This window comes from Marinomonas piezotolerans (assembly GCF_003362755.1).
In the GTDB taxonomy this organism is placed as follows: domain Bacteria; phylum Pseudomonadota; class Gammaproteobacteria; order Pseudomonadales; family Marinomonadaceae; genus Marinomonas; species Marinomonas piezotolerans.
This window is the reverse complement of the sequence record NZ_QKRA01000008.1, coordinates 175,684-195,705: the sequence shown is the minus strand read 5'-3', so window position 1 is coordinate 195,705 and position 20,022 is coordinate 175,684. Positions and strand designations below refer to the sequence as shown.

The window sequence follows — 20,022 nt, the reverse complement described above, 5'->3', positions numbered from 1 at the left end:
TATCTGCATCTAACATATCTAGCCTCCTGCTTACTTTCTGAGCATAGCAGGAGGCTAAAAAACATCAAACATTATTGTAAAACATCAAACTATAATGTCTTTTATCAAACTATAATGTCACCGCACAAGGAGGTGTAGGTCGGGAACAGGGGTTATTCGACAGTAACGGATTTCGCTAGGTTACGTGGTTGGTCGACGTCTGTGCCTTTGACGACGGCAACGTGGTAGGAAAGTAACTGCAAAGGAATGGTGTGTACGATGGGCTCTAAGATCTCATCCACTTTTGGCACTTCGGTAAAGATCACGCCGTCTTCGTTGTGAAGGTCGGTATCTTTATCAGCGAAGACATACAGCTCTCCACCTCGTGCCGCGACTTCCTGAAGATTGGACTTCAGTTTATCGAGCATGTTGTTGTGAGGCACCAAGGTAATAATGGGCATGTCCTCATCCACTAATGCTAGCGGCCCATGCTTTAACTCCCCAGCAGGGTAGGCTTCGGCATGAATATATGAGATTTCTTTAAGCTTCAAAGATCCTTCTAGCGCAATTGGGAACATAGGTCCGCGCCCTAGGAACAATGCATTATGCTTATTGGCAAATCGGTCAGACACCTTTTTGATCGCAGCATCTTGTTTTAGCGCCTCATCAATATGGGCTGGTAACGAGCGCATGGACGTAACCAATTCCGCCTCTTTCTCTGCCGACAAAGCACCTTTTTCGCTGGCAATTGCGATCGAGGTGATTAATAGTGCTGTCAACTGAGTGGTAAATGCTTTGGTTGAGGCAACACCAATCTCTGCACCCGCATTGGTTAATAGAGTAAGTGCTGATTCGCGCACCAGTGTCGAAGACGGAACGTTACAAATCGCCAAGGAGGTTAAATAACCGAGCTCTTTTGCCATGCGTAAGGCTGCCAGCGTATCGGCCGTCTCGCCTGATTGGGATAAGGTCAAGAATAAGGTGTTTTTCGGGACAGCGACCTTGCGATAGCGGTACTCACTCGCTACTTCGACACTGCATGGCAAGCCCGCTAAATCTTCAATCCAATACTTAGCAACCATACCCGCATGATAACTGGTACCACATGCGACGATATGAACGTTTTCTATGTCTTTCAAAAAGCTCGAGTCCACCCCGAAGCAGCTCGTCAATACTTTTGTTTCGCTGATTCGGCCTTCTAAGCATGCAGCAATCACTTTTGGTTGCTCATAAATTTCTTTCATCATGTAGTGGCGATATTCACCTTTATCGGTCGCGTCCACATTATGATTGAATACGTGCACAGGGCGATCTTGCACGGTATCTTGCGCATCAAAGATGGTGACCCCATCGCGGGTCACTTCTACTACATCACCTTCTTCTAGGAAGATGAACTGGTCTGTAACGTGCAGTAGTGCCAGCTGGTCAGACGCTACAAAGTTTTCTTCAATGCCCACACCTACGACAAGCGGACTGCCTTTACGAGCGGCGATCATACGCTCATTTTCATGATTCAATGTGACAGCGATGGCAAAGGCACCTTCTAAACGCTTCAAGGTATTCTTCACTGCTTGCAAGAAATCAGGCTCAGATTTTAGTGCGTCGTGAATAAGGTGAACGATGACTTCAGTATCGGTTTCAGATTTGAATTCATAGCCTTTTTCTTTTAATTCTCGGCGTAATGGTGCATGGTTTTCGATGATACCATTATGAACAAGAGCGAGGTCATCTCCCGAAAAATGTGGGTGAGCATTGGCTTCGGTTGGCTTGCCATGGGTAGCCCATCGAGTATGGGCAATACCTTGTTTACCGTCCAACGGAACGGCATCAAATTTATCTCTCAATGCTTGCACTTTACCGACCGCACGGTGGGCGCGCACACCTGTTTCATTATTGATCGCGACTCCCGATGAGTCATAACCACGGTATTCTAGGCGAGAAAGGCCTTCTAATAGTATTTTAGCTACGTTACGTTGAGCGATGGCGCCGACGATTCCACACATATTACTTCTCCTGCTTGGTCGGACGCGCCCAACCATCTTTGTTCATTTGTTTAGCTCGGCCAAACGCCAATTGATCTTCTGCCACGAGCTTGGTGATTGTTGAACCCGCCGCGATGGTCGCTCCGGATTGAATTTCGACAGGTGCCACTAATGAGGTGTTCGACCCAACAAAGACATCATTTCCGATGCTTGTTTGGAATTTATTGACGCCATCATAATTACAGGTAATGGTGCCTGCCCCAACATTTACGCGTGCCCCCATTTTTGTGTCACCTACATAGCTTAAATGGTTGACCTTGCTGCCTTCGCCAATAAGAGCTTTTTTCGTCTCGACAAAGTTACCGATTTTGGCTTTCTTCGCTAACTCAGTACCGGGGCGCAATCGTGCAAAAGGTCCAATATCGCAAGATTCACCGACAGCACTGTCTTCAATAAGTGTATTGGCTTTGATGATGGTATTGTCACCGATGGTACAGTTCTTCAAGACACAATTTGGGCCCACTTCTACATTAGCCCCTAACGAAACAGAACCTTCAAACACACAGTTGATATCAATGACACAGTCTTGACCAGTGGTGAGTTTACCACGGACATCTATACGAACTGGATCTAACAGAGTCGCCCCATTGCGCATTAATTCTTCGGCCTGTTGCTGCTGCCAAACACGCTCTAATGCAGCGAGCTGCACTCGATCATTTACACCCGCAACTTCCCACTCATGTTCAGGCTGTACGGTTACTATCTCAACACCCTGTGAAGCTGCCATGGCAATAATATCCGTCAGATAGTATTCACCTTGGGCATTATCATTGGTCAGCGCATCAAGCCACGCTTTGAGTTTGCCATTCGGAGCTAAAAGAATGCCCGTGTTGACTTCTTGGATCGCTAATTGTTCAGTGCTAGCGTCTTTTTGCTCAACGATTGCCATCACTTGGTTGTCCGCATTACGTACGATACGACCATAACCATGAGGATTCTCTAGATGTATTGTAAGTAATACTAACGTGTTGGGCGTGGACAAAGCGCGCATCTGCTCAAGAGTACTTTGCTGGATAAGAGGGACATCACCATAAAGCGTCAACGTCGCACCCGCATCACTTAAAGATGGCGCCGCGCGACGTAAGGCATCACCTGTTCCTTGAGGATCGTTTTGCCAGACAATATTGGCAGAAAAATCCTGACAAGCCTGCTCCACTTGTTCTCCTTGGTGTCCCACGATTAAATGCAGTTGAGTATCATCAAGCTGAGCAGCCGTGCCTAATACACGGCGCACCATAGAGGTGCCACCAATCTTATGCAGTACTTTTGAAAAGCTAGATTTCATACGGCTGCCTTTGCCTGCCGCAAGAATCACGATGTCCTGTGTCATGGACCTTCCTTGTAGTTAAATAAGGTAACATTTTTAATAGCTTGCTATTTAACTATGAGGAAGCAATATGGACAAGGCTATTTGTCATATAAAAAATGACAAACAAGGTATTATTGAGTTTTACCGAGGATCAAGAGAGGAGACTTTTGTCGGGCTAAAGCCCGACCTACCGTTCTAGTTGGCTTGTAGGTCGCAATTTATTGCGACAGGACGTTGACTGTTGCTGTTTGCCGGATTTTTGTCGGGCTGAAGCCCGACCGACCGTTCGCGGTGTTTCTCAGAATAAAGCCCCCATCACTGATCAGCGACAGGGGCTCGCATCCATTTCGTTTTTTACACTGCAGCAGCGATCTTGTCTTTCGCTTCAGAGAAGGCTTTTTCACCGTCTTCACCTAGAGCCTGTCCGCCCGCGATGAAGGTGTCTTTTACGTTCAGACCAAGAAACCCTAAAAATGTATGAACATAAGGCACTTGATGGTCAACAGGCGTGTCTGCTAAGAAGCTACCGCTCGCGGTGAAAACATATGCATCTTTTTTGACCAGACCTTCAGGGCCTGTTTCCGTGTACTGGAATGTACGGCCCGCACGTGCGATGTAGTCAAAGTAAGATTTCAACGTGGATGGGATGCTGAAGTTGTACATTGGCGCGCTGATTGCTATCACATCCGCCGCTTCGAGTTCTTCAATCAGCTCATCACCAATCGCTACAATTGCTTTTTGCTCTTCGGTGCGATCTTCTTCTGGTGTAAACAGAGCGCCCAATGTTTCGCTTGTAAAGTGTGGTAGTGGGTTTGCGTTAACATCGCGCTGAACCACTTTGCCACCTGGGTTTTTCATTAACCACTGCGCAACGAACGCATCGGTAAGCTGACGAGATTTTGAGTTTTCACCCGAAGCACTGGAATCAACACGTAGTAAAGTAGCCATATAATTTCTCCTAACTGTTTGGAAGCAATGCGCTTCAAATTCTTTCAATGGTGAGATCTTAAGGCCAATTTTTTTGATATAAAAGCGGAATATTTTGACGAAACCAATCTAAAAAAACGATAATAAACCCAATCATTACCAAACCAAGGGTTATATATGAAAGCGCCACGTGTCACCTTAGAGCAATGGAGAGTGTTGCAGGCCGTTATTGACAAAGGCGGCTTTGCACAAGCAGCTGAAGCATTACACAAAAGCCAGTCCTCAATAAGCTATACCGTCGCTAAACTACAGGAGCAACTGGGTTACCCTTTACTCACAATTGACGGTCGCAAAGCAAAACTCACTGAACGCGGAGAAGTGTTGCTTAGGCGCTCTCGCCACTTATTGCGTGAAGCACTGGATCTGGAGGAGCTGGCGCATACACTTGGCCAAGGCTGGGAACCTGAGATTGAATTAGTCGTCGATGAAGCATTCCCCACACCTGCGCTCCTCCGAGCCCTCAAAGCGTTTGAACCACAAAGCCAGGGCACACTAGTTCAGCTAAGAGAAGAGGTTCTGAGCGGGACTGTTGAGGTCCTTTCTGAAGGGTCGCCAGACCTTGTTTTAAGCGGCATCGTACCAAAAGGTTACCTTGCTGACCCGATTGTGGATGTTGAAATGATAGCGGTTGCGTCGACGGATCACCCACTTTGTCTAGAGCCCGGCCTCATCAGCAACGAACGCCTTAAGCAAGAACTGCAAGTTGTCATCCGCGATTCGGGAAGTGAAAATGCGCGCGACGAAGGTTGGTTAGGAGCAGACCGTCGCTGGACCGTATCAAGCGTTCAATCTGCGTTAGAAGTCGTTGCGTCGGGTATTGGGTTTGCTTGGCTACCCAAAGCTGATTTGCAGTCATTTATTAACAATGGTCAACTTCAACGTTTAGAACTGGAGTCAGGCGGAGAGCGGAATTTTCACATGTATGCCATCTTCGGAAAAGGTGAACGTACCGGCCCAGCCACAAGATTGTTTGTTGAACTACTACAGCAATCATGCGCGCAGTGCAGCGCACATAAGTAGAATGCGGTACGAAGCCTGATCTACCGTTACTTGCTGATTTGCGGACTTTCGTAGGTCGTAAGGTACTGCGACAATTCTTTTGTCGGGCTAAAGCCCGACCTACCTTTGCCCGCTGGTGTGCGGACTTATGTAGGTCGTAAGGTATTGTCAGTCGATCTAGGATGTTACTCGTTTCAAGGCAATCCGCTTTCGTTTCTCGTCCACTTCGAGCACTTCTACTTTAACCACTTCACCTACTTTGACTTCGTCTCGGGGATCTTTAACAAAGCGATTAGCCAGTTGAGAGATGTGCACTAATCCATCCTGGTGGACACCAATGTCTACAAACGCACCAAATGCCGCAACATTGGTGATAACGCCTTCGAGCGTCATCCCAGAATATAAATCGCTGATACTTGATATGGTGGCGTCGAATTGAGCGTATTGAAACTCTGGCCGAGGGTCGCGTCCAGGCTTCGCAAGCTCATTGATGATATCAGTATAGGTATACGCCAAGGAGCCGCCGAAAGACGATGATTGCCCCAATTTCGCCAAGGCTGTTTGATTGCCAATCAAACTTGCCACATCCATGCCTACACTATTCGCCATTTGTTTTACTAAGGTATACGACTCTGGATGCACTGAAGACGCATCTAGCGGCTCATGACCATTGCGAATTCGCAAAAAGCCAGCACACTGCTCAAACGCTTTATCACCAATGCCCTTCACTTTTTTTATCTGATCGCGACTGGTGAATTCGCCTAATTGATCACGCAGCGCAACAATATTTTGGGCCAAGCGCTCGGTTAATCCTGCCACATAGGAGAGCAATGACGCCGACGCTAAATTTAAATCAACTCCCACAGCATTGACGCAGTCTTCAACCACGTCGCTCAGCGCTTGTTTCAGCCGATTTGCTTTAACGTCATGCTGGTATTGCCCTACCCCAATGGCTTGAGGGTCAATTTTTACCAGCTCCGCCAGTGGATCCTGAAAGCGGCGCGCGATCGAGATGGCTCCTCTTATCGTTACATCTAAATCAGGAAATTCCTCTATCGCGACCTTAGAAGCCGAATAGACAGATGCTCCTGCTTCAGAGACAACCACGCACTGACACGAGAGTTCCTGTTCAGCAATGACTTGTTTTACAAACGCTTCTGTTTCGCGTGACGCCGTACCATTTCCTACTACTGCCCATTCGATCTCAAAATGCTGCAATACCTGGGTTATCGACTCTCTTGCACGACGTTCTTGATTTTGCGGTGGATGAGGAAAGATAACCCCAGAATCGAGTAAACGCCCTTGCTCGTCAATAGCCGCCCACTTAACACCATTACGAAAACCAGGATCTAACGCAAGGGTACGTTTTGATCCTGCGGGCGCAGCCATTAAAAGATCCCTTAGGTTGGCTTGGAAAACGTCTATTGCACCCCGTTCGGCCTTATTCTTTAAGTCCGATAGAATATCGTTTTCTATTTTAGATTGTAGAGTTTGTAACCATGCCTTTTCTAGCCAAGCAAACTTCTCTTTACTTATCGCGCCTTCTTTAATTAGTGGAAACCCTATAGGTGTGAGCAACTCGACTTTTTGTAAGCTATATGGGAGTGCGCTAGACAATGGCTCTATTGATAGCTTCAGTATGGATTCTTTTTTCCCTCGAAATAACGCTAGCAATCGATGAGAAGGAATTTTCTGAACCGCTTCTTGATAGTCAAAGTAGTCTCTAAATTTTTCTCCAGATTCTTTTTTACCCCGTAAAACTCGACTCACCAGTTGCCCATCTTTAAATAACCATTGTTTGCAGGCATTTATAAGAAGAGTGTTTTGACTCAGCCGCTCAATAATAATCTCTTGCGCTCCCACTATCGTTTCGGCAAATGAAACAGGTTTTTTGAAACGAGGTGAAAGGGTCTGATACAAAGCCTTAGCCTGACCATTACCGCGGCTCCAAAGCTGTATCGCAAACTCCATCAACCCCTGTTCAATAGCAAGATCCGCTTTAGATTGACGAATACTCTTGTATGGTGCGTAAATGTCTTCCAACTCAGACTTAGTCTGCGCCCGTTGGATTGATTGAAATACCTCTTTAGGGAGTTCTGGTATGCCCTTTAATATAGAAAGAATGGCGCCACGCCGCTTTTCAAGATCAACAAGATATTGCCAACGGTTATAGTATTCTCTAAGCACCTCGCCAGACATACCCCCGGTTGTTTCCTTACGATAGCGAGCGATAAAAGGAACGGTTGCCCCATCGATAAATAACTGAATGATTTTTTGGGCAACGTCTTTAGATATTGAGAACTCACCGGCAATTTTTTTAATAAGAGTCTGAGACATACTCATAAATAATTACTTACTACTTTGATTGGTTATAAAATTGAGGAAACATCGATCAACACATCATATTAAACTTGATTAATAACTAATAATGCATACCATTAAAAGCGATATTTTATCGTTAACTAATATGATTTTAGTTTTCATTGTACCTAATTAAAAACACAGTTTAGGATGGATTTCTTGTCTGTGTTCGCCCTTTCATGAGCGTTTCAGAAAACTAGGAGAAACCATGAGCTTATTACAAGAACTTGCTGGTAACAAAGCTAAGGCGCGCGCCGCTGCAAAAGAGTTGAATGTTGCACAACTCGAAAATCTAATCGAAGGCCTTAATAACGCCCTAATTAAAATGCAGGAAGAAGAAGCCGCTCGTCAAGCTGAAGAAGCAGCAAAAGCACAACAAGCCGAAGAAATAGCCAAGCTGATTGAGAAAAGTGGTTTAACCCTTGAAGAAATAGCGACGCTGAGCGCTCCTCGCAGCAGCGCAACCAAAGGAAAACCCGTCAAACCCAAATATCGCATCGAATGGAATGGCGAAACTCACGAGTGGAGTGGCCGTGGTCGCACACCAAAAGTCTTCCAAGCATATTTTGATGCAGGAAATTCCCGCGACGATGCGGAAATAAAAGACTAGTTACTTCGCCTTAGATAAATAAAAACCGGCATTCATCATGCCGGTTTTTATTTGTTCTTAAATCTATATAACGGTTATGACTTTGCCTTAATTGCGCGGACTATCATAGTAATCAGCATACTAAATAGCCCCACCAAGATTAGCCCTACAACCAATACAAGAATATCACGTTTACTGATAAGCTGAACTTTTCCTTGGCTTGGTTCACCTAGATAGCGATAAAGGTCGTTCACCACACCATAGCGCTCCATATTAAGCTTATCGCGCAGATTACGTGCTATCTCTGCATATCGCATTAATTCTGCTTTAATATCAACCATAGATACTGATGAATCGCTTACATTCTGTAGGTAGTAGTCACCACTGATTGCATAAGGCGAACCGCTGAAAGTCTTAGTAATCTCTTGCGCTAAACGCAGGCGATTTGAAATACGCTGAGTCACTTCTGCATAAACCTTCAAACGATCGAATGTTGTTAAAAATACCTGATCGATTTTTTCAAGGTAACTATTGCGCAGCTTTTTCGATTGCGCATCATTGGGCGCTTTTTCAAACAAGTTTATGTACTGTCGTATTTCAGAAATCTGTTTTTCTAACTCAATCGCACTACGCTCTAAAGTAATGGTATCTTTGTTTAGATCTTGGCGATACGCAGTATCCCCACCTTTTTCACTCATAGAGATAATCTTATCTAAGAACGCATCACCTAATTGAGGTATTAGTGTGGTCGTTTGACCCAATGCACTGTTAGACTGTCCTCCCTCTGCAGATCCACCTATAGAACCTGTGCCTCCATTAACATATCGTTTCTCAGCATTCTGAATGGCCGCGACCTGCTGTTTTAATGAATCCGCCTCTCGTTGGAGTTGCGAAATTCTAAAGTTGTAATACAAAGGCACGCGAGAAGGATCTTTACTAATCCCCAATTGCAATAAAGGAGCACGCATTTGCTGTAAAGAATACTGCTCCATGTCAGTCAATAAGCGCTGGAGATCACTTAAAGCAAGACCAGTAACAGGATCAGTCACAATACCACCGAATTGTTCACTATATAGCCCTTCAATATTTTGACGTACCAAATCAATACGTTGCCCCAAAACATCCACAGCAATAAGATAATCTAAATCTTCAACTAAACTAATATCAAACAATCGTGGCGAGTATAACGACTTGTTTAGAGATAGTGCGTTGGTTTGCTCATAGCTCCACATAGCAGGAGTTTTGACAAACTGCACTTCCAAATTGTTCATCAGTACTTGTAAGTCTTGTACGCCCAAATTTGAATTCTCATCCACTACGGTTGTTGCCGATGGTTGCGAAGTCAAATTGTTAATTTGATTTTTAAGAGTCGTAAAGTGGCTCCATAAGCTACTAAGCTGTGTCAATGTAGAGTTTTTCGAGCCAATACCCGAACTAATAACTTCTGGTGCTATAATAGCCAGATCACTTTTCGTCACACCACGCACAAAGATAGCCTGTTGCGCCCAAGTTTTTGCGACTTGACTCACTGTTTCTAAAGCTAACTCATCTGGTAACGCGCTTTTTTTATTATCAAATATGATTCGGGCAGAGCGCTTCAACGCAGTATTGAGTTCTGAATTCAAATTCAAACGCGCTTCCGCTTTCGTTACATCATCAGCGTTTGTATCGTTCAATACAGCTAAGTATTTTTGAACAATAAAATCTCGTTCAGGGGAATAAGGGTAGACATGCAGTTGACTACTAAAGTCATTCAGGGAAAGACCTGTTTTCTGGATATCAAGATCATCGTACACAGCATTCAGCACGCTAGGAGCAATGATGTCTTCAAGCCGAAACGTATCACCGTTAGGGTATCGGCCTTCTTCAATATTTTTAAAGGTAAAGCCGATCAACTGGTAATACGAAGTCGACGTAGGTGTATTGGCAACTTTAAAAAACAAGTAGCCAAAGAACAATGCCGCAAAGACCAAACACGACAGAATCACTTTGACTCGAGTTGCCCAAGCCGCAAGGACTAATTGCTTTAAATCTATTTCATCATTTGGATAATCAGAATGCTTGTTATCAGCTTCCATGTTTACTTTACCTATTTGTTCATTAAAAGGGGTTCATTTGCCCTAATGTGCAACTCACATTGAAGGCGATGATTTGTCTTTAGGTTACAACGCGTTCATTACAATTTCGTATACAGCAAGTCCCACACACCATGCCCAAGTTTCTCACCACGCTGTTCAAACTTGGTCAGTGGGCGCCAATCTGGTCGGGGGTGGTAATGACCTTTGCCAGCGGCGTTTTCATAATTATCCTGTGCCTCCATGACTTCCAGCATATGCTCTGCATAAGGTTCCCAATCGGTTGCCATATGAAATTGACCACCAGACTTTAGGATATTACGAACTTGCTGGGCAAATAGTGGCTGCACAATACGGCGCTTATTATGCTTCTTTTTGTGCCATGGATCTGGAAAAAATAATTGGAAGGTCGTTGCTTGACCTTGCGGCAAGCAATCCGCCATGATTTCAATCGCATCATGGCAATAAACTCGAATATTCGTTAAACCCGCTTCTTTGGCGAGCATCATTAGCTTAGCTACACCAGGTGGATGAACTTCAATGCCGATGTAGTCGTTCTCGGGCGCATTTTTTGCCATCTCGATAAGAGACGCTCCCATTCCAAACCCCACTTCAATCACTACATCCGATTGACGGCCGAAGACGTCTTCGTATGCAATACGGCCTTGGTTGACATCTAAGCCATAGACAGCCCAATTCGCGTCGTAGGCTTTTTGTTGACCTTCTGTCATTCGCCCGCCGCGAACGACAAAACTACGAATAGTACGTTTTTTGATTTCAGGGGTTAATGGAGTCTGATCGTCTTGCATTGAGTGTTCGCATTCTCTGGTTCACATTTAGACACATATAGTACTAAAAGTGACAAAAAATGTCTGTTAATTCACTTCTTTCTTACGATATTTAATAAAGCAATAAATAGCCACCCCCCAACCGACGACATAAAGCAATCCACCAACAGGAGTGACCACTCCGAATTGTCGAATATCAGATAACGTCATAATAAACAGCGAGCCAGAAAAGCATATACTGCCAGATGTAAATAGCTTAACAGGGGTGATTAAGCGAGCACGCCAAGATGATAATAAAATCATCACAAAACCAGCCAGAGCATGATACATCAAGTATTGACAGCCCGTCTGCCACCACTCCAAGTTTTGCTGAGGTACGATAGCTTTAAGACCATGAGCACCAAATGCTCCCGCCGCAACAGCAATCAACGCTTGTATCGCGCACACAGCCGCCCAAAATGACTGCTTTTTAGTCAATTCCATGCACGGTGCCTTTGCTATTTAAGAATATTGATGAAACCATTGCTGCCCACTGCATAGTAGGTGTTACCGGAACCAAACGCTAACGCCAGCACCGTCGCGCTTGTTGGACGCAGAATTTTTTTCAAATGCAGATCCCAAGAACTGGACACATTGCCAGTGACCGTATTCACAAGTGTCACGCGGCGGTTTTGCTGCCCTAATAATAAATTCCGGTGATCAGCTGAAAAAACAGCCTGACTGATTGTGACATTTCGCGATTGCAGCGCACCTGTATCGATCTTCGAAACCTCTCGCCCGGTCAAAGTTGACCACACTCTTGCTTGCCCAAGTTGCGCGGCACCAAATGCATAGGTCCCATCACTCGACAATGCGACGGTTGCGATATTGTTGTCTAATGACCAAGTGTATTTGGCTTCACCTGACGCCAAATCCCATAAGGTGACATTGTATTTATCGTCCCCCGTCAGACCATAACGGCCATCGGGAGTCACATCTACGGATCGGACAATGGCCCCAGTTCGCAAGGTTTGACGAATTCCACCATTTTTGACATCAAAATACCGTGCTGTTTGATCGTCCATGCCGACTAAGGCGTAGTCTCCATTGCGCGTCAGTTTGAGGGCTTTGACGTCTCCAGGAGTATTCCAATAACCTAAAGATTGACCCGTGACAGTGCTCCATAGCACCATGGTTCTGGCTCCACCCGTCGCAGCAAAGTCTCCACTTGGATCAATATCAACACTCACCAAAGGACTAAATTCGCCTTGCTGGTGATTCCAATTAAATACACGCTGCCCTGCTATGGTTTTCCAATAACTACCACCGTGCTGAATGGAACTTATAACAGCGCCAGTGCCATCGTCACTCAACGCTGCAGAATATAACCCTTGAACCGCAACTTCTCTGGTATCGCTTGGGCCTTCAGCGGAACACCCGACCAGGAAGAGGACGCTAGATACCCAACAAAACGCTTTAAGCACTTTGTTCTGTGTGTGCTTCATGAAGCTCTTCAATGAGTTGATCCTCATACCCAAATCGCTCATCCATTACGAGTCCTAGCGTTTGCAGTGCTAGCGGCAAATCCACGAGCAACGCATTGCAATGTTCCTTGGTATCGTATTTGTCTTGAAACTCCAATACGATTTCAGTGTTCGCCTCAATCTTTGGCATTAAGTTTCTAAAACACTGCAATGCAGTATCATCATGGAAGTCTTTTGCTTCCATCGCGAGTTGTTCATAGACCTCGAAATGTCCCGTCGACACATAATCCACGAGAAGCTCACAAAATGCTTGGATTTTCACTGTATCCGTCGGTGTGAACTCACCTAACTCATAGAGCCCACTCCAAGACTCAACGAGCATTTTACGCTGATGTAACCAGCGATCTATGATTGCGTGAACACCGCCCCATCGCTCTTGCGCAGTTTTACAACGTTCCAACATAGACTTGTCTCCTAACCGCGTTTCATTATTATCATCTATTCTGGTTTTAGCATATTCCGATCATTCTTCCCCTGCAAGATAAAGCCAAGTTGCTTTTGTTATCTATTTAAGGAGTTATGTAACCAGAAACAATCGCACACTATTTCGCTTTCAGGGCAATCCCTATGTTTGAAAGCGCCATGGCGACGAAGGCCACCAGGGTCCAACCGGGGATGCTTAAACCAAGAAACGTCCAAACCACATCGCCGCACTCACCGGTCCCCATTACCATTGCTTGCAGAATCTCTTGCCACGGAAATACCTCAAACATATAGCTCAAACCCGGCAAGCACGCAGGCAACTCATCCGTCGGTAGGTTCTGTAAGTACAAATGGCGAATCGCCAACGCCGCACCAAAGATAGAAAAGACGACAATAGGCCAAGACATTTTTCGCTGCCAAGAGACGTTCGCTCCAAGCGCTGATATCAAAGACAACACGCCAATCATGAAAAACATGATGCGTTGGAACATGCACAAGGGACAGGGCTCTAACCCCATCTGATACTCCATGTAAAATGCCACTCCCAACAATCCAAATGCGGTGATTGCTACGAGGCCGTGAAAACGGCGAGCCGACAACAGCGATAACATATATAACTATCCTTAAATTTGGGTAAAACAGTGACCTAACGAAAGCTAGACAGTAGAATCTTCATAAAGTGCGACAGATTACTGACATCCACTTATAATGACAGGTAGTATACCCAGTAACGACATAAATTCGAGAGAGGAACTATGACGCTCAATTCGCTTTTAGGAAAAAAGCATCTTTTCATCACATTAGCCTTTATTGCAGCGTTGTTCAGCCAAGCCGTGTTTGCGGAGGATGAAGCTGCCCCCATTACGCCTGTCTATATTGAGCTGACGCCAGACTTCATCGTCAACTATGCCTCATCAGGTAGTCGCTTGTCTTACATTAAGACCAAAATCAGCCTACGTACTGATAGCGCCAAAGAGAACGTTGTCTTATCAAATATGCCAATCGTGCGTGATGCGATCGTCATGTTTTTAAGCTCTCGCACCAAAGACCAAGTTACTGGAGCCATTGCTCGTGAAAAGACACGGGAAGATGCTAAAGTCGCCGTCAACGAAGCCTTGCAAGAAGAAACAGGCGTAGCGCCCATTATTGATGTGTTGTTTGCGAGCTTTGTTACCCAGTAAGCCTCTTTTACAGCAGCAAGTTTTAATAAAAAAATAGCCCCATACCTGCAGCGGTATGGGGCTATTTTTTATCTTTACGTTCGCTTTTTACAACTCTTGAATATCGTCTGGATCGACGTAGCCTTGTAGACGATCCGTTGGCTCGTTATTAAAGAACTTATCCATTTGTTCCAGAAGATATTTACGACTATCCGGTTGCATCAAATTTAAATGCTTTTCATTAATGATCATGGTTTGTAAGGCTTGCCATTCCATCCACGCTTGCTTGGACACATTTTCAAGCACTTCTTTCCCTTTTGCACCGGGTAATGGTGCACGCTCTAAGCCTTCCATTTCTTTCTGAAACTTTTTACAAAATACTGTATTTGGCATAACCGCCTCTTTATAAAACAATGTGTGATTCAAATAATGGCGATGACTCGACATTATTCAAGCATCATGCGCCACAGTCTAAAGCAAAGAAGCCGTCATCGCACCCGCAAGAAAAGCGACAACAACCTGCCAGATTGGCGGTTTAAAGCCATGCACCCACACAAACGCCGCACCAACAACTACAATCTGCCAATAGGTGGTGACACTGGTCGGAATAATAGGGAATACCAAAGTGGCGACAAGCAAACCTACTACCGCGGCATTAATGTATTGCACGGCTCCCTGCGCTCTTGCGTAACCGGCTAGGCGCTGCCAATACGCTTGTCCAACCAACATCAGCAATAAGCCAGGAGCAAATATGGCACCCGTGGCAACCAACGCCCAGATAATGCTGTGTTCAGCAGGCGCAACCATTGCACCAAGGTAGGTTGCGATCGTAAACATAGGACCAGGGACTGCCTGAGCTGCGGCATACCCCGTCAGGACTTGCGATGTTGAAACATCATTTGATACGAACTCACTAATAAGTGGCAGCACCACATGCCCACCACCAAATACCAAGCTACCTGATTGATAAAATTGAGCCGCAAGTCCTGCGACACCTTGATCAGGTAACATCAAACTGACAACAAACAGTACGACAAAGATGACTAACGCAACGTTTGCCCTAACTAGAGACGGTCTACGATGATCTTTCATTGATGGCGTCTCTTTGCTGCGCATTCCAGCACCAAGCAAACCTGCGATGGCGACTAGCCATAACCCCGCAAAGCCAAATGGCCAAGCAAGTGTAAATAGCACCCCAGCTAACGCCATTAACTTTAATGTCCTGCTGGAACAAAACGATCGATACATACCCAAGGCCGCATCTGCGACAATCACAACAGCCATCAACTTTAAAGCACTGATGATATTAGTGAACCACTGTTCTCCCACAACTAAAGTGCCAAACCAAGCAAATGCGCACATTAGCATCACAGACGGTAAAGTGAAGCCCACAAATGCAGCCAGCCCCCCCATTATCCCAGCTCGGTGACATCCAATCGCAAATCCCACTTGGCTTGATCCAGGGCCAGGCATCACTTGGCTAATGGCAATCCACTGCGCGTATTGAGGCTCATCGACCCATTTAAGCTGCTCTACGAATAACTTACGAAAATACCCTAAATGCGCCGCAGGGCCCCCAAAGCTAGTGCACCCTAACAAGAAAAACGTTTTAAATATGTTGAATACCATCATCTCATTTCTATAGGTTTAGTTGCGGCTGTGTGCCCACTGCCTCTTGAGCAGTTTCTAAAATAGATCGAATCGGAGTGGGCAGCCCTAATTTCAGCGCTTCAGAGATTTCAAACCACTGATACTTCGCCGCCTCGTTGACCTGCGCTTTCTCCTGTACCACTAATTTGTAAGGCACAATATCTAAATGATAGTGACTAAAGGTATGGCGAAATGGTGACAAGCTAATGACATTGTCAACTTGAACGCCCAAACGAAGCTCTGCTACCTGAATGGTGTCATCATCAAAGTCGAGCTCTGGCAGGCTCCAAAGCCCCCCCCAAATACCGCTCGCAGGACGCTTCTCCATCAATATCGTTTCCCCTCGCTGTACGACTAGCATTTGGGTGTTTCGAACAGGTTTTGCTGCTTTTTTGGGCTTCGACTTAGGGAAAGCCGTCGGTGCGCCCATTGCGAACGCCTCACAATCCTCCTTCAACGGACATCGCTCACAGCTAGGATTAGATCGAGTGCACAATGTTGCCCCCATATCCATCATAGCTTGGGTATAGTCGCCACAGCGATCTTGCGGGGTGTATGCTTCAGCCAATGCCCACATAGCCGTTTCTGTTTTGCGCTCTCCTGGCCAAGTGGGGACAGCATGGAACCGCGCTAAAACTCGCTTTACATTGCCATCCAATATAGCCAGCGGCTCATTACGAGAGATTGACAAAATCGCCGCAGCGGTGGATCGACCGATACCGGGCAACTCACACACTCCCTCCTGAGTCGCGGGGAATTCTCCTTCCCAATCATTGACTAACGCTTGCGCCGCTTTGTGCAGATTGCGGCCACGTGCGTAATATCCTAACCCACTCCAATGCGCCAAAACCTCATCTTGTGATGCCGCTGCCAGTGAGTAAACATCTGGGAATGAGCGCATAAAGCGCTCATAGTATGGAATGACGGTCGTTACTTGGGTCTGCTGCAGCATAATTTCTGAAATCCAGACACGATAAGGTGTCTTATTGTGCTGCCACGGCAAATGCTTGCGCCCATGCTGATCAAACCAGTCCAGCACTCGGGGCGCAAAATTGTTTTTTGGAGTCATGTATAACAATCTATTTGTAGGTTAAAACAAGTCTTTAAGCTTGCTTTTGAGTTTTTCCTCTAGGGCTTCCTTTGCCGCGTCTTCTTCCGCTTTTTTCTTGGCTTCAAGCTCCGCTTTTTTTGCGTCTAGCTGTGCCTGAATACGGGCTTTTTCCGCCGCTAATTTCGCATCTGCTCTGGCTTTTTCTGCCGCTAGTTTTGCGTCAAGCTCTGCTTTCGCCAGCCCTGCAAAAATATCCGCAAAACCTCCCAGATCAGGACGACACAAGCCCGCTGGATCATCTGAAAACTTACCTTTACAGACAATCGGGAAGGCCAGCTCTGAGACATAGTCTTTAACCGCGCAACTGCCATCCAGTTGACTTCCAGTCACGGCAACATTAGTGCGATAGTTCAGACTGCTATTTGGTAATGATACCGTACCGTCCCCCGTCACACTCAAACCTGCTGCAGAAAGGGTTAAGCCCGGTGTAGACACTTCCCCATTCACTATTTTGGCTGGGAACGTCATGGTTTCGAACGGCGTGTCGTTACCATACGCGCTGGCATCGAGTGTACGGGAGCGAGATGCAGCGATACCTTCACATACTGTTTTGGTCAGATTCATCCCGACCAATGCGCCATCATCAATGCTTACCAACAGATCCCCGTTAAGATTTTTCATAAAAGCATCGACTTGGTTACCGGTGGTTACAAGATCCCCGTTCAGGTAGGTTGCCCCTGCGATTTTATCGAGTTTCATAAAATCCTGCAGCAGCGGCTGAATTTGAACGCCATTGATGCTCGGAGACACTGTGATCTGAGGTGTAGCGTCTGTCACGTCCAACTCTGCGTTTACTTCAGCCGCACCGTCGTAAAGTGACATCTTGGCGGGTGAGATCGTTACTTTGCCATTGGATTGTGTTGAGTCCAACTCGATTCTATCGATATTCAGATTCTTCACTTTTAACGTATCAAATGCCAACCCGTAATGACCATTTAGGCCACGTACTAACTCAACAGGAATCAGGTCGCCTACCGCCTCTTCAGCCTTCGTCTGCTCAGCAGACGCTGACTCTGCAACACTGTCTTCCACGACAGGCGGTAAGTAGCGGTCTACATCGAGATTCGCACCCGCAACAGTGACATCCCAACTTAATGGTGTGAGATTTAGCAGGGCATTGGCTTCCAATGTCGTATCATCAAATTTAACTGAAATCGGCTGTATTTTAACGCTGTCTAATGAACCTTTAGCCGCCAAATTTAGCGATGCAGATGCCATTACACTCTCATCAGCCATTTCTGGTAATGAAACATTTAACTTACCGAGTAATTCTTTCGGTGAGAATTCTGCTATATCCGCGACAACAGAGAACTCTGGTGCCGTCAATATCTGGTAGGCCTGTACTTGCCCAGTTACATTTAGCCCCATGGTTTGCAAGGCAAAGCCATCCAACGCAGCATTCTCTTGCGGCAAGTCAAAGTCAAATTGAGAAATCGTCAGCGTACTTAGCAAAGGAGATACAGGCAAAAAATCCCCCTCAACGTCGCTTTTTAACGTCACATTTTCGAACGATACCGCTTGTCGCTCTGCGAACAGCGTAAAGTTAGCACCAAACTCTACGTTTGCCTTAATTGGGTTAGAGCCGTCTAAAGTAGATTGACTAAGAGTTGCCTTCATGCGCATCGGCCAAGATTGATCAAGCTTTACGTCGTTAAACGTCACATCCGACACAATATTCGCTTTCATATCAGCACGCGCATCAGCGTAGTTGATCTGAGCATTCACAATGGATAATTCATCCAGTGCGATGTCTGGTATTGTGAAACCCGCGTCCGAATCATTCTCTACCGCATCAGAATTAGTCGCCGCCTGTGTATTAGATTCAGAAGACTTTAGGTTATTCGTTTCTGCCGTTGGAGCTTCAACTAGCCAGTTTGCCTTACCCTGTTCATCAACGTTTAGGTCCGCTTTCAGGTCCACCAAACGGACTGTATCGACTTCAATACGACGTTCGAACAACGGCATGACAGCGACCCCAAACTCTGCCTTTGAAAAGCTCAGTAGTTCTGGGTCATTACCTAACGCAACACCGATGTTCTCCAAACTTAACCCAAGGCGTGGATAAAACGACCAACTGATATCTCCATCCATGCGTAATGTAACGTTCGCTTTTTCCTTAGCAACTTTTTGCAACTCTCCCTTAAACTGATTGGGGTCGACAAATGCAATGACGTAGACAACGGCTAACGTCGCCGCGACTACGATTGCGGCGAGCAAAATTCCTAATCGTTTTAGCCAAACCATATCCTTTCCAACCTTTTGCGTATCGTAAGTTTGATAATATGCCCATCATAGCACCTTGATTGATTTTTTCGATCCACCTAATAGCCGCGAAAAGCGTAGAAGCAAACCGCCGCACGATTTATAATGTGGCTCAACTACATATTCACTGGGTAAAACCTGCCCTGATACAGCGGAGACTTCATTACATGTCCAACCGGATTGCAACCGTCGAACGCAATACGCTCGAAACACAAATTAAAGTGACTGTTAACCTAGATGGTACAGGCAAATTTAACTGTGAAACGGGTGTCCCATTTCTTGATCATATGCTTGACCAAGTCGCTCGTCATGGCCTGATAGACCTTGATATTCATGCAGTTGGGGACTTACACATCGACGCGCATCATACGGTTGAAGATCTTGGCATTACACTGGGTCAAGCTTTTGACCAAGCAGTGGGAGATAAGAAAGGTATCCGCCGTTATGGGCACGCTTATGTACCGCTTGATGAAGCGCTGTCACGTGTCGTGATCGACTTCTCCGGTCGTCCTGGTTTAGAGATGCATGTTCCGTTTACACGTGGTTCTGTGGGTGGTTTTGATGTCGATCTATTTTCAGAGTTTTTCCACGGTTTCATCAATCATGCAAAGGTAACCTTACACTTGGACAACCTGCGCGGTAAAAACACGCACCACCAAGCAGAAACGATTTTTAAAGCGTTTGGCCGTGCACTGCGTATGGCATTAGAAGTAGATGAGCGCATGGCAGGCCAAATGCCATCGACTAAAGGCTGTTTGTAATAG

The 20,022-nt window shown here is 45.8% G+C and carries 18 protein-coding genes; 4 read left to right on the top strand and 14 right to left on the bottom strand.

Annotation, left to right across the window (positions count from 1 at the left end):
* Positions 1-152 precede the first annotated feature (152 nt).
* From glmS to DN730_RS15495, 3 genes are all read right to left on the bottom strand, one after another.
* A complete protein-coding gene (glmS, locus tag DN730_RS15505) occupies positions 153-1,982 on the bottom strand; it encodes a glutamine--fructose-6-phosphate transaminase (isomerizing) (protein ID WP_115469056.1) in 1,830 nt (609 codons plus the stop codon).
* Between the two features lies 1 nt (position 1,983).
* Positions 1,984-3,351, bottom strand: coding sequence for a bifunctional UDP-N-acetylglucosamine diphosphorylase/glucosamine-1-phosphate N-acetyltransferase GlmU (gene glmU / locus DN730_RS15500; protein WP_115469055.1), 1,368 nt, complete (start codon positions 3,349-3,351; stop codon positions 1,984-1,986).
* 333 nt (positions 3,352-3,684) lie between these two features.
* Entirely contained in the window at positions 3,685-4,278 is a 594-nt protein-coding gene (locus DN730_RS15495) for an FMN-dependent NADH-azoreductase (protein WP_115469054.1), read from the bottom strand.
* A 156-nt stretch (positions 4,279-4,434) separates the two neighbouring features.
* On the opposite strand from DN730_RS15495, the gene DN730_RS15490 reads away from it, so the two are divergent.
* On the top strand, positions 4,435-5,337 hold the full coding sequence (locus tag DN730_RS15490; protein ID WP_115469053.1) for a LysR family transcriptional regulator: 903 nt from the start codon (positions 4,435-4,437) through the stop codon (positions 5,335-5,337).
* 156 nt (positions 5,338-5,493) lie between these two features.
* Here the strand turns inward: DN730_RS15490 and DN730_RS15485 are convergent, their stop codons facing one another.
* Positions 5,494-7,659, bottom strand: a complete 2,166-nt coding sequence (locus DN730_RS15485) for a helix-hairpin-helix domain-containing protein (protein ID WP_245957989.1) — start codon at positions 7,657-7,659, stop codon at positions 5,494-5,496.
* 226 nt (positions 7,660-7,885) lie between these two features.
* Between DN730_RS15485 and DN730_RS15480 the strand changes: the two genes are divergently transcribed.
* Entirely contained in the window at positions 7,886-8,287 is a 402-nt protein-coding gene (locus DN730_RS15480) for an H-NS histone family protein (RefSeq protein ID WP_115469052.1), read from the top strand.
* A 74-nt stretch (positions 8,288-8,361) separates the two neighbouring features.
* On the opposite strand, the gene DN730_RS15475 is transcribed toward DN730_RS15480, so the two are convergent.
* The 6 genes from DN730_RS15475 to DN730_RS15450 form a co-directional block, all read right to left on the bottom strand.
* Positions 8,362-10,344 carry a hypothetical protein gene (locus DN730_RS15475; RefSeq protein ID WP_115469051.1) on the bottom strand — a complete coding sequence of 661 codons (1,983 nt, stop codon included), beginning with the start codon at positions 10,342-10,344 and terminating at the stop codon, positions 8,362-8,364.
* Between the two features lie 98 nt (positions 10,345-10,442).
* Complete coding sequence (gene trmB / locus DN730_RS15470; RefSeq protein WP_115469050.1) at positions 10,443-11,150, bottom strand: tRNA (guanosine(46)-N7)-methyltransferase TrmB; 708 nt, start codon at positions 11,148-11,150, stop codon at positions 10,443-10,445.
* 66 nt (positions 11,151-11,216) lie between these two features.
* Positions 11,217-11,612, bottom strand: coding sequence for a DUF423 domain-containing protein (locus DN730_RS15465; RefSeq protein ID WP_115469049.1), 396 nt, complete (start codon positions 11,610-11,612; stop codon positions 11,217-11,219).
* A gap of 14 nt (positions 11,613-11,626) precedes the next feature.
* Complete coding sequence (locus tag DN730_RS15460) at positions 11,627-12,613, bottom strand: WD40 repeat domain-containing protein (RefSeq protein WP_115469048.1); 987 nt, start codon at positions 12,611-12,613, stop codon at positions 11,627-11,629.
* Positions 12,585-13,055 carry a sigma D regulator gene (gene rsd / locus DN730_RS15455; RefSeq protein WP_115469047.1) on the bottom strand — a complete coding sequence of 157 codons (471 nt, stop codon included), beginning with the start codon at positions 13,053-13,055 and terminating at the stop codon, positions 12,585-12,587. Before rsd ends, DN730_RS15460 begins: the two co-directional genes overlap by 29 nt.
* A 139-nt stretch (positions 13,056-13,194) precedes the next feature.
* Positions 13,195-13,686: a disulfide bond formation protein B gene (locus DN730_RS15450; protein ID WP_115469046.1), complete on the bottom strand. Its 492-nt coding sequence runs from the start codon at positions 13,684-13,686 to the stop codon at positions 13,195-13,197.
* Between the two features lie 144 nt (positions 13,687-13,830).
* Between DN730_RS15450 and DN730_RS15445 the strand changes: the two genes are divergently transcribed.
* Positions 13,831-14,256 carry a flagellar basal body-associated FliL family protein gene (locus DN730_RS15445; protein ID WP_115469045.1) on the top strand — a complete coding sequence of 142 codons (426 nt, stop codon included), beginning with the start codon at positions 13,831-13,833 and terminating at the stop codon, positions 14,254-14,256.
* A gap of 87 nt (positions 14,257-14,343) precedes the next feature.
* On the opposite strand, the gene DN730_RS15440 is transcribed toward DN730_RS15445, so the two are convergent.
* The 4 genes from DN730_RS15440 to DN730_RS15425 form a co-directional block, all read right to left on the bottom strand.
* A complete protein-coding gene (locus DN730_RS15440) occupies positions 14,344-14,628 on the bottom strand; it encodes an oxidative damage protection protein (RefSeq protein ID WP_115469044.1) in 285 nt (94 codons plus the stop codon).
* A gap of 78 nt (positions 14,629-14,706) precedes the next feature.
* Positions 14,707-15,867, bottom strand: coding sequence for a chromate efflux transporter (chrA, locus tag DN730_RS15435; RefSeq protein ID WP_211313893.1), 1,161 nt, complete (start codon positions 15,865-15,867; stop codon positions 14,707-14,709).
* Between the two features lie 7 nt (positions 15,868-15,874).
* Complete coding sequence (gene mutY / locus DN730_RS15430) at positions 15,875-16,954, bottom strand: A/G-specific adenine glycosylase (protein ID WP_115469043.1); 1,080 nt, start codon at positions 16,952-16,954, stop codon at positions 15,875-15,877.
* Between the two features lie 21 nt (positions 16,955-16,975).
* Entirely contained in the window at positions 16,976-19,240 is a 2,265-nt protein-coding gene (locus tag DN730_RS15425; RefSeq protein ID WP_115469042.1) for an AsmA family protein, read from the bottom strand.
* Positions 19,241-19,425: 185 nt separating this feature from the next.
* Between DN730_RS15425 and hisB the strand changes: the two genes are divergently transcribed.
* Positions 19,426-20,019: an imidazoleglycerol-phosphate dehydratase HisB gene (gene hisB / locus DN730_RS15420; RefSeq protein ID WP_067038498.1), complete on the top strand. Its 594-nt coding sequence runs from the start codon at positions 19,426-19,428 to the stop codon at positions 20,017-20,019.
* The last annotated feature ends 3 nt before the right edge of the window (positions 20,020-20,022 follow it).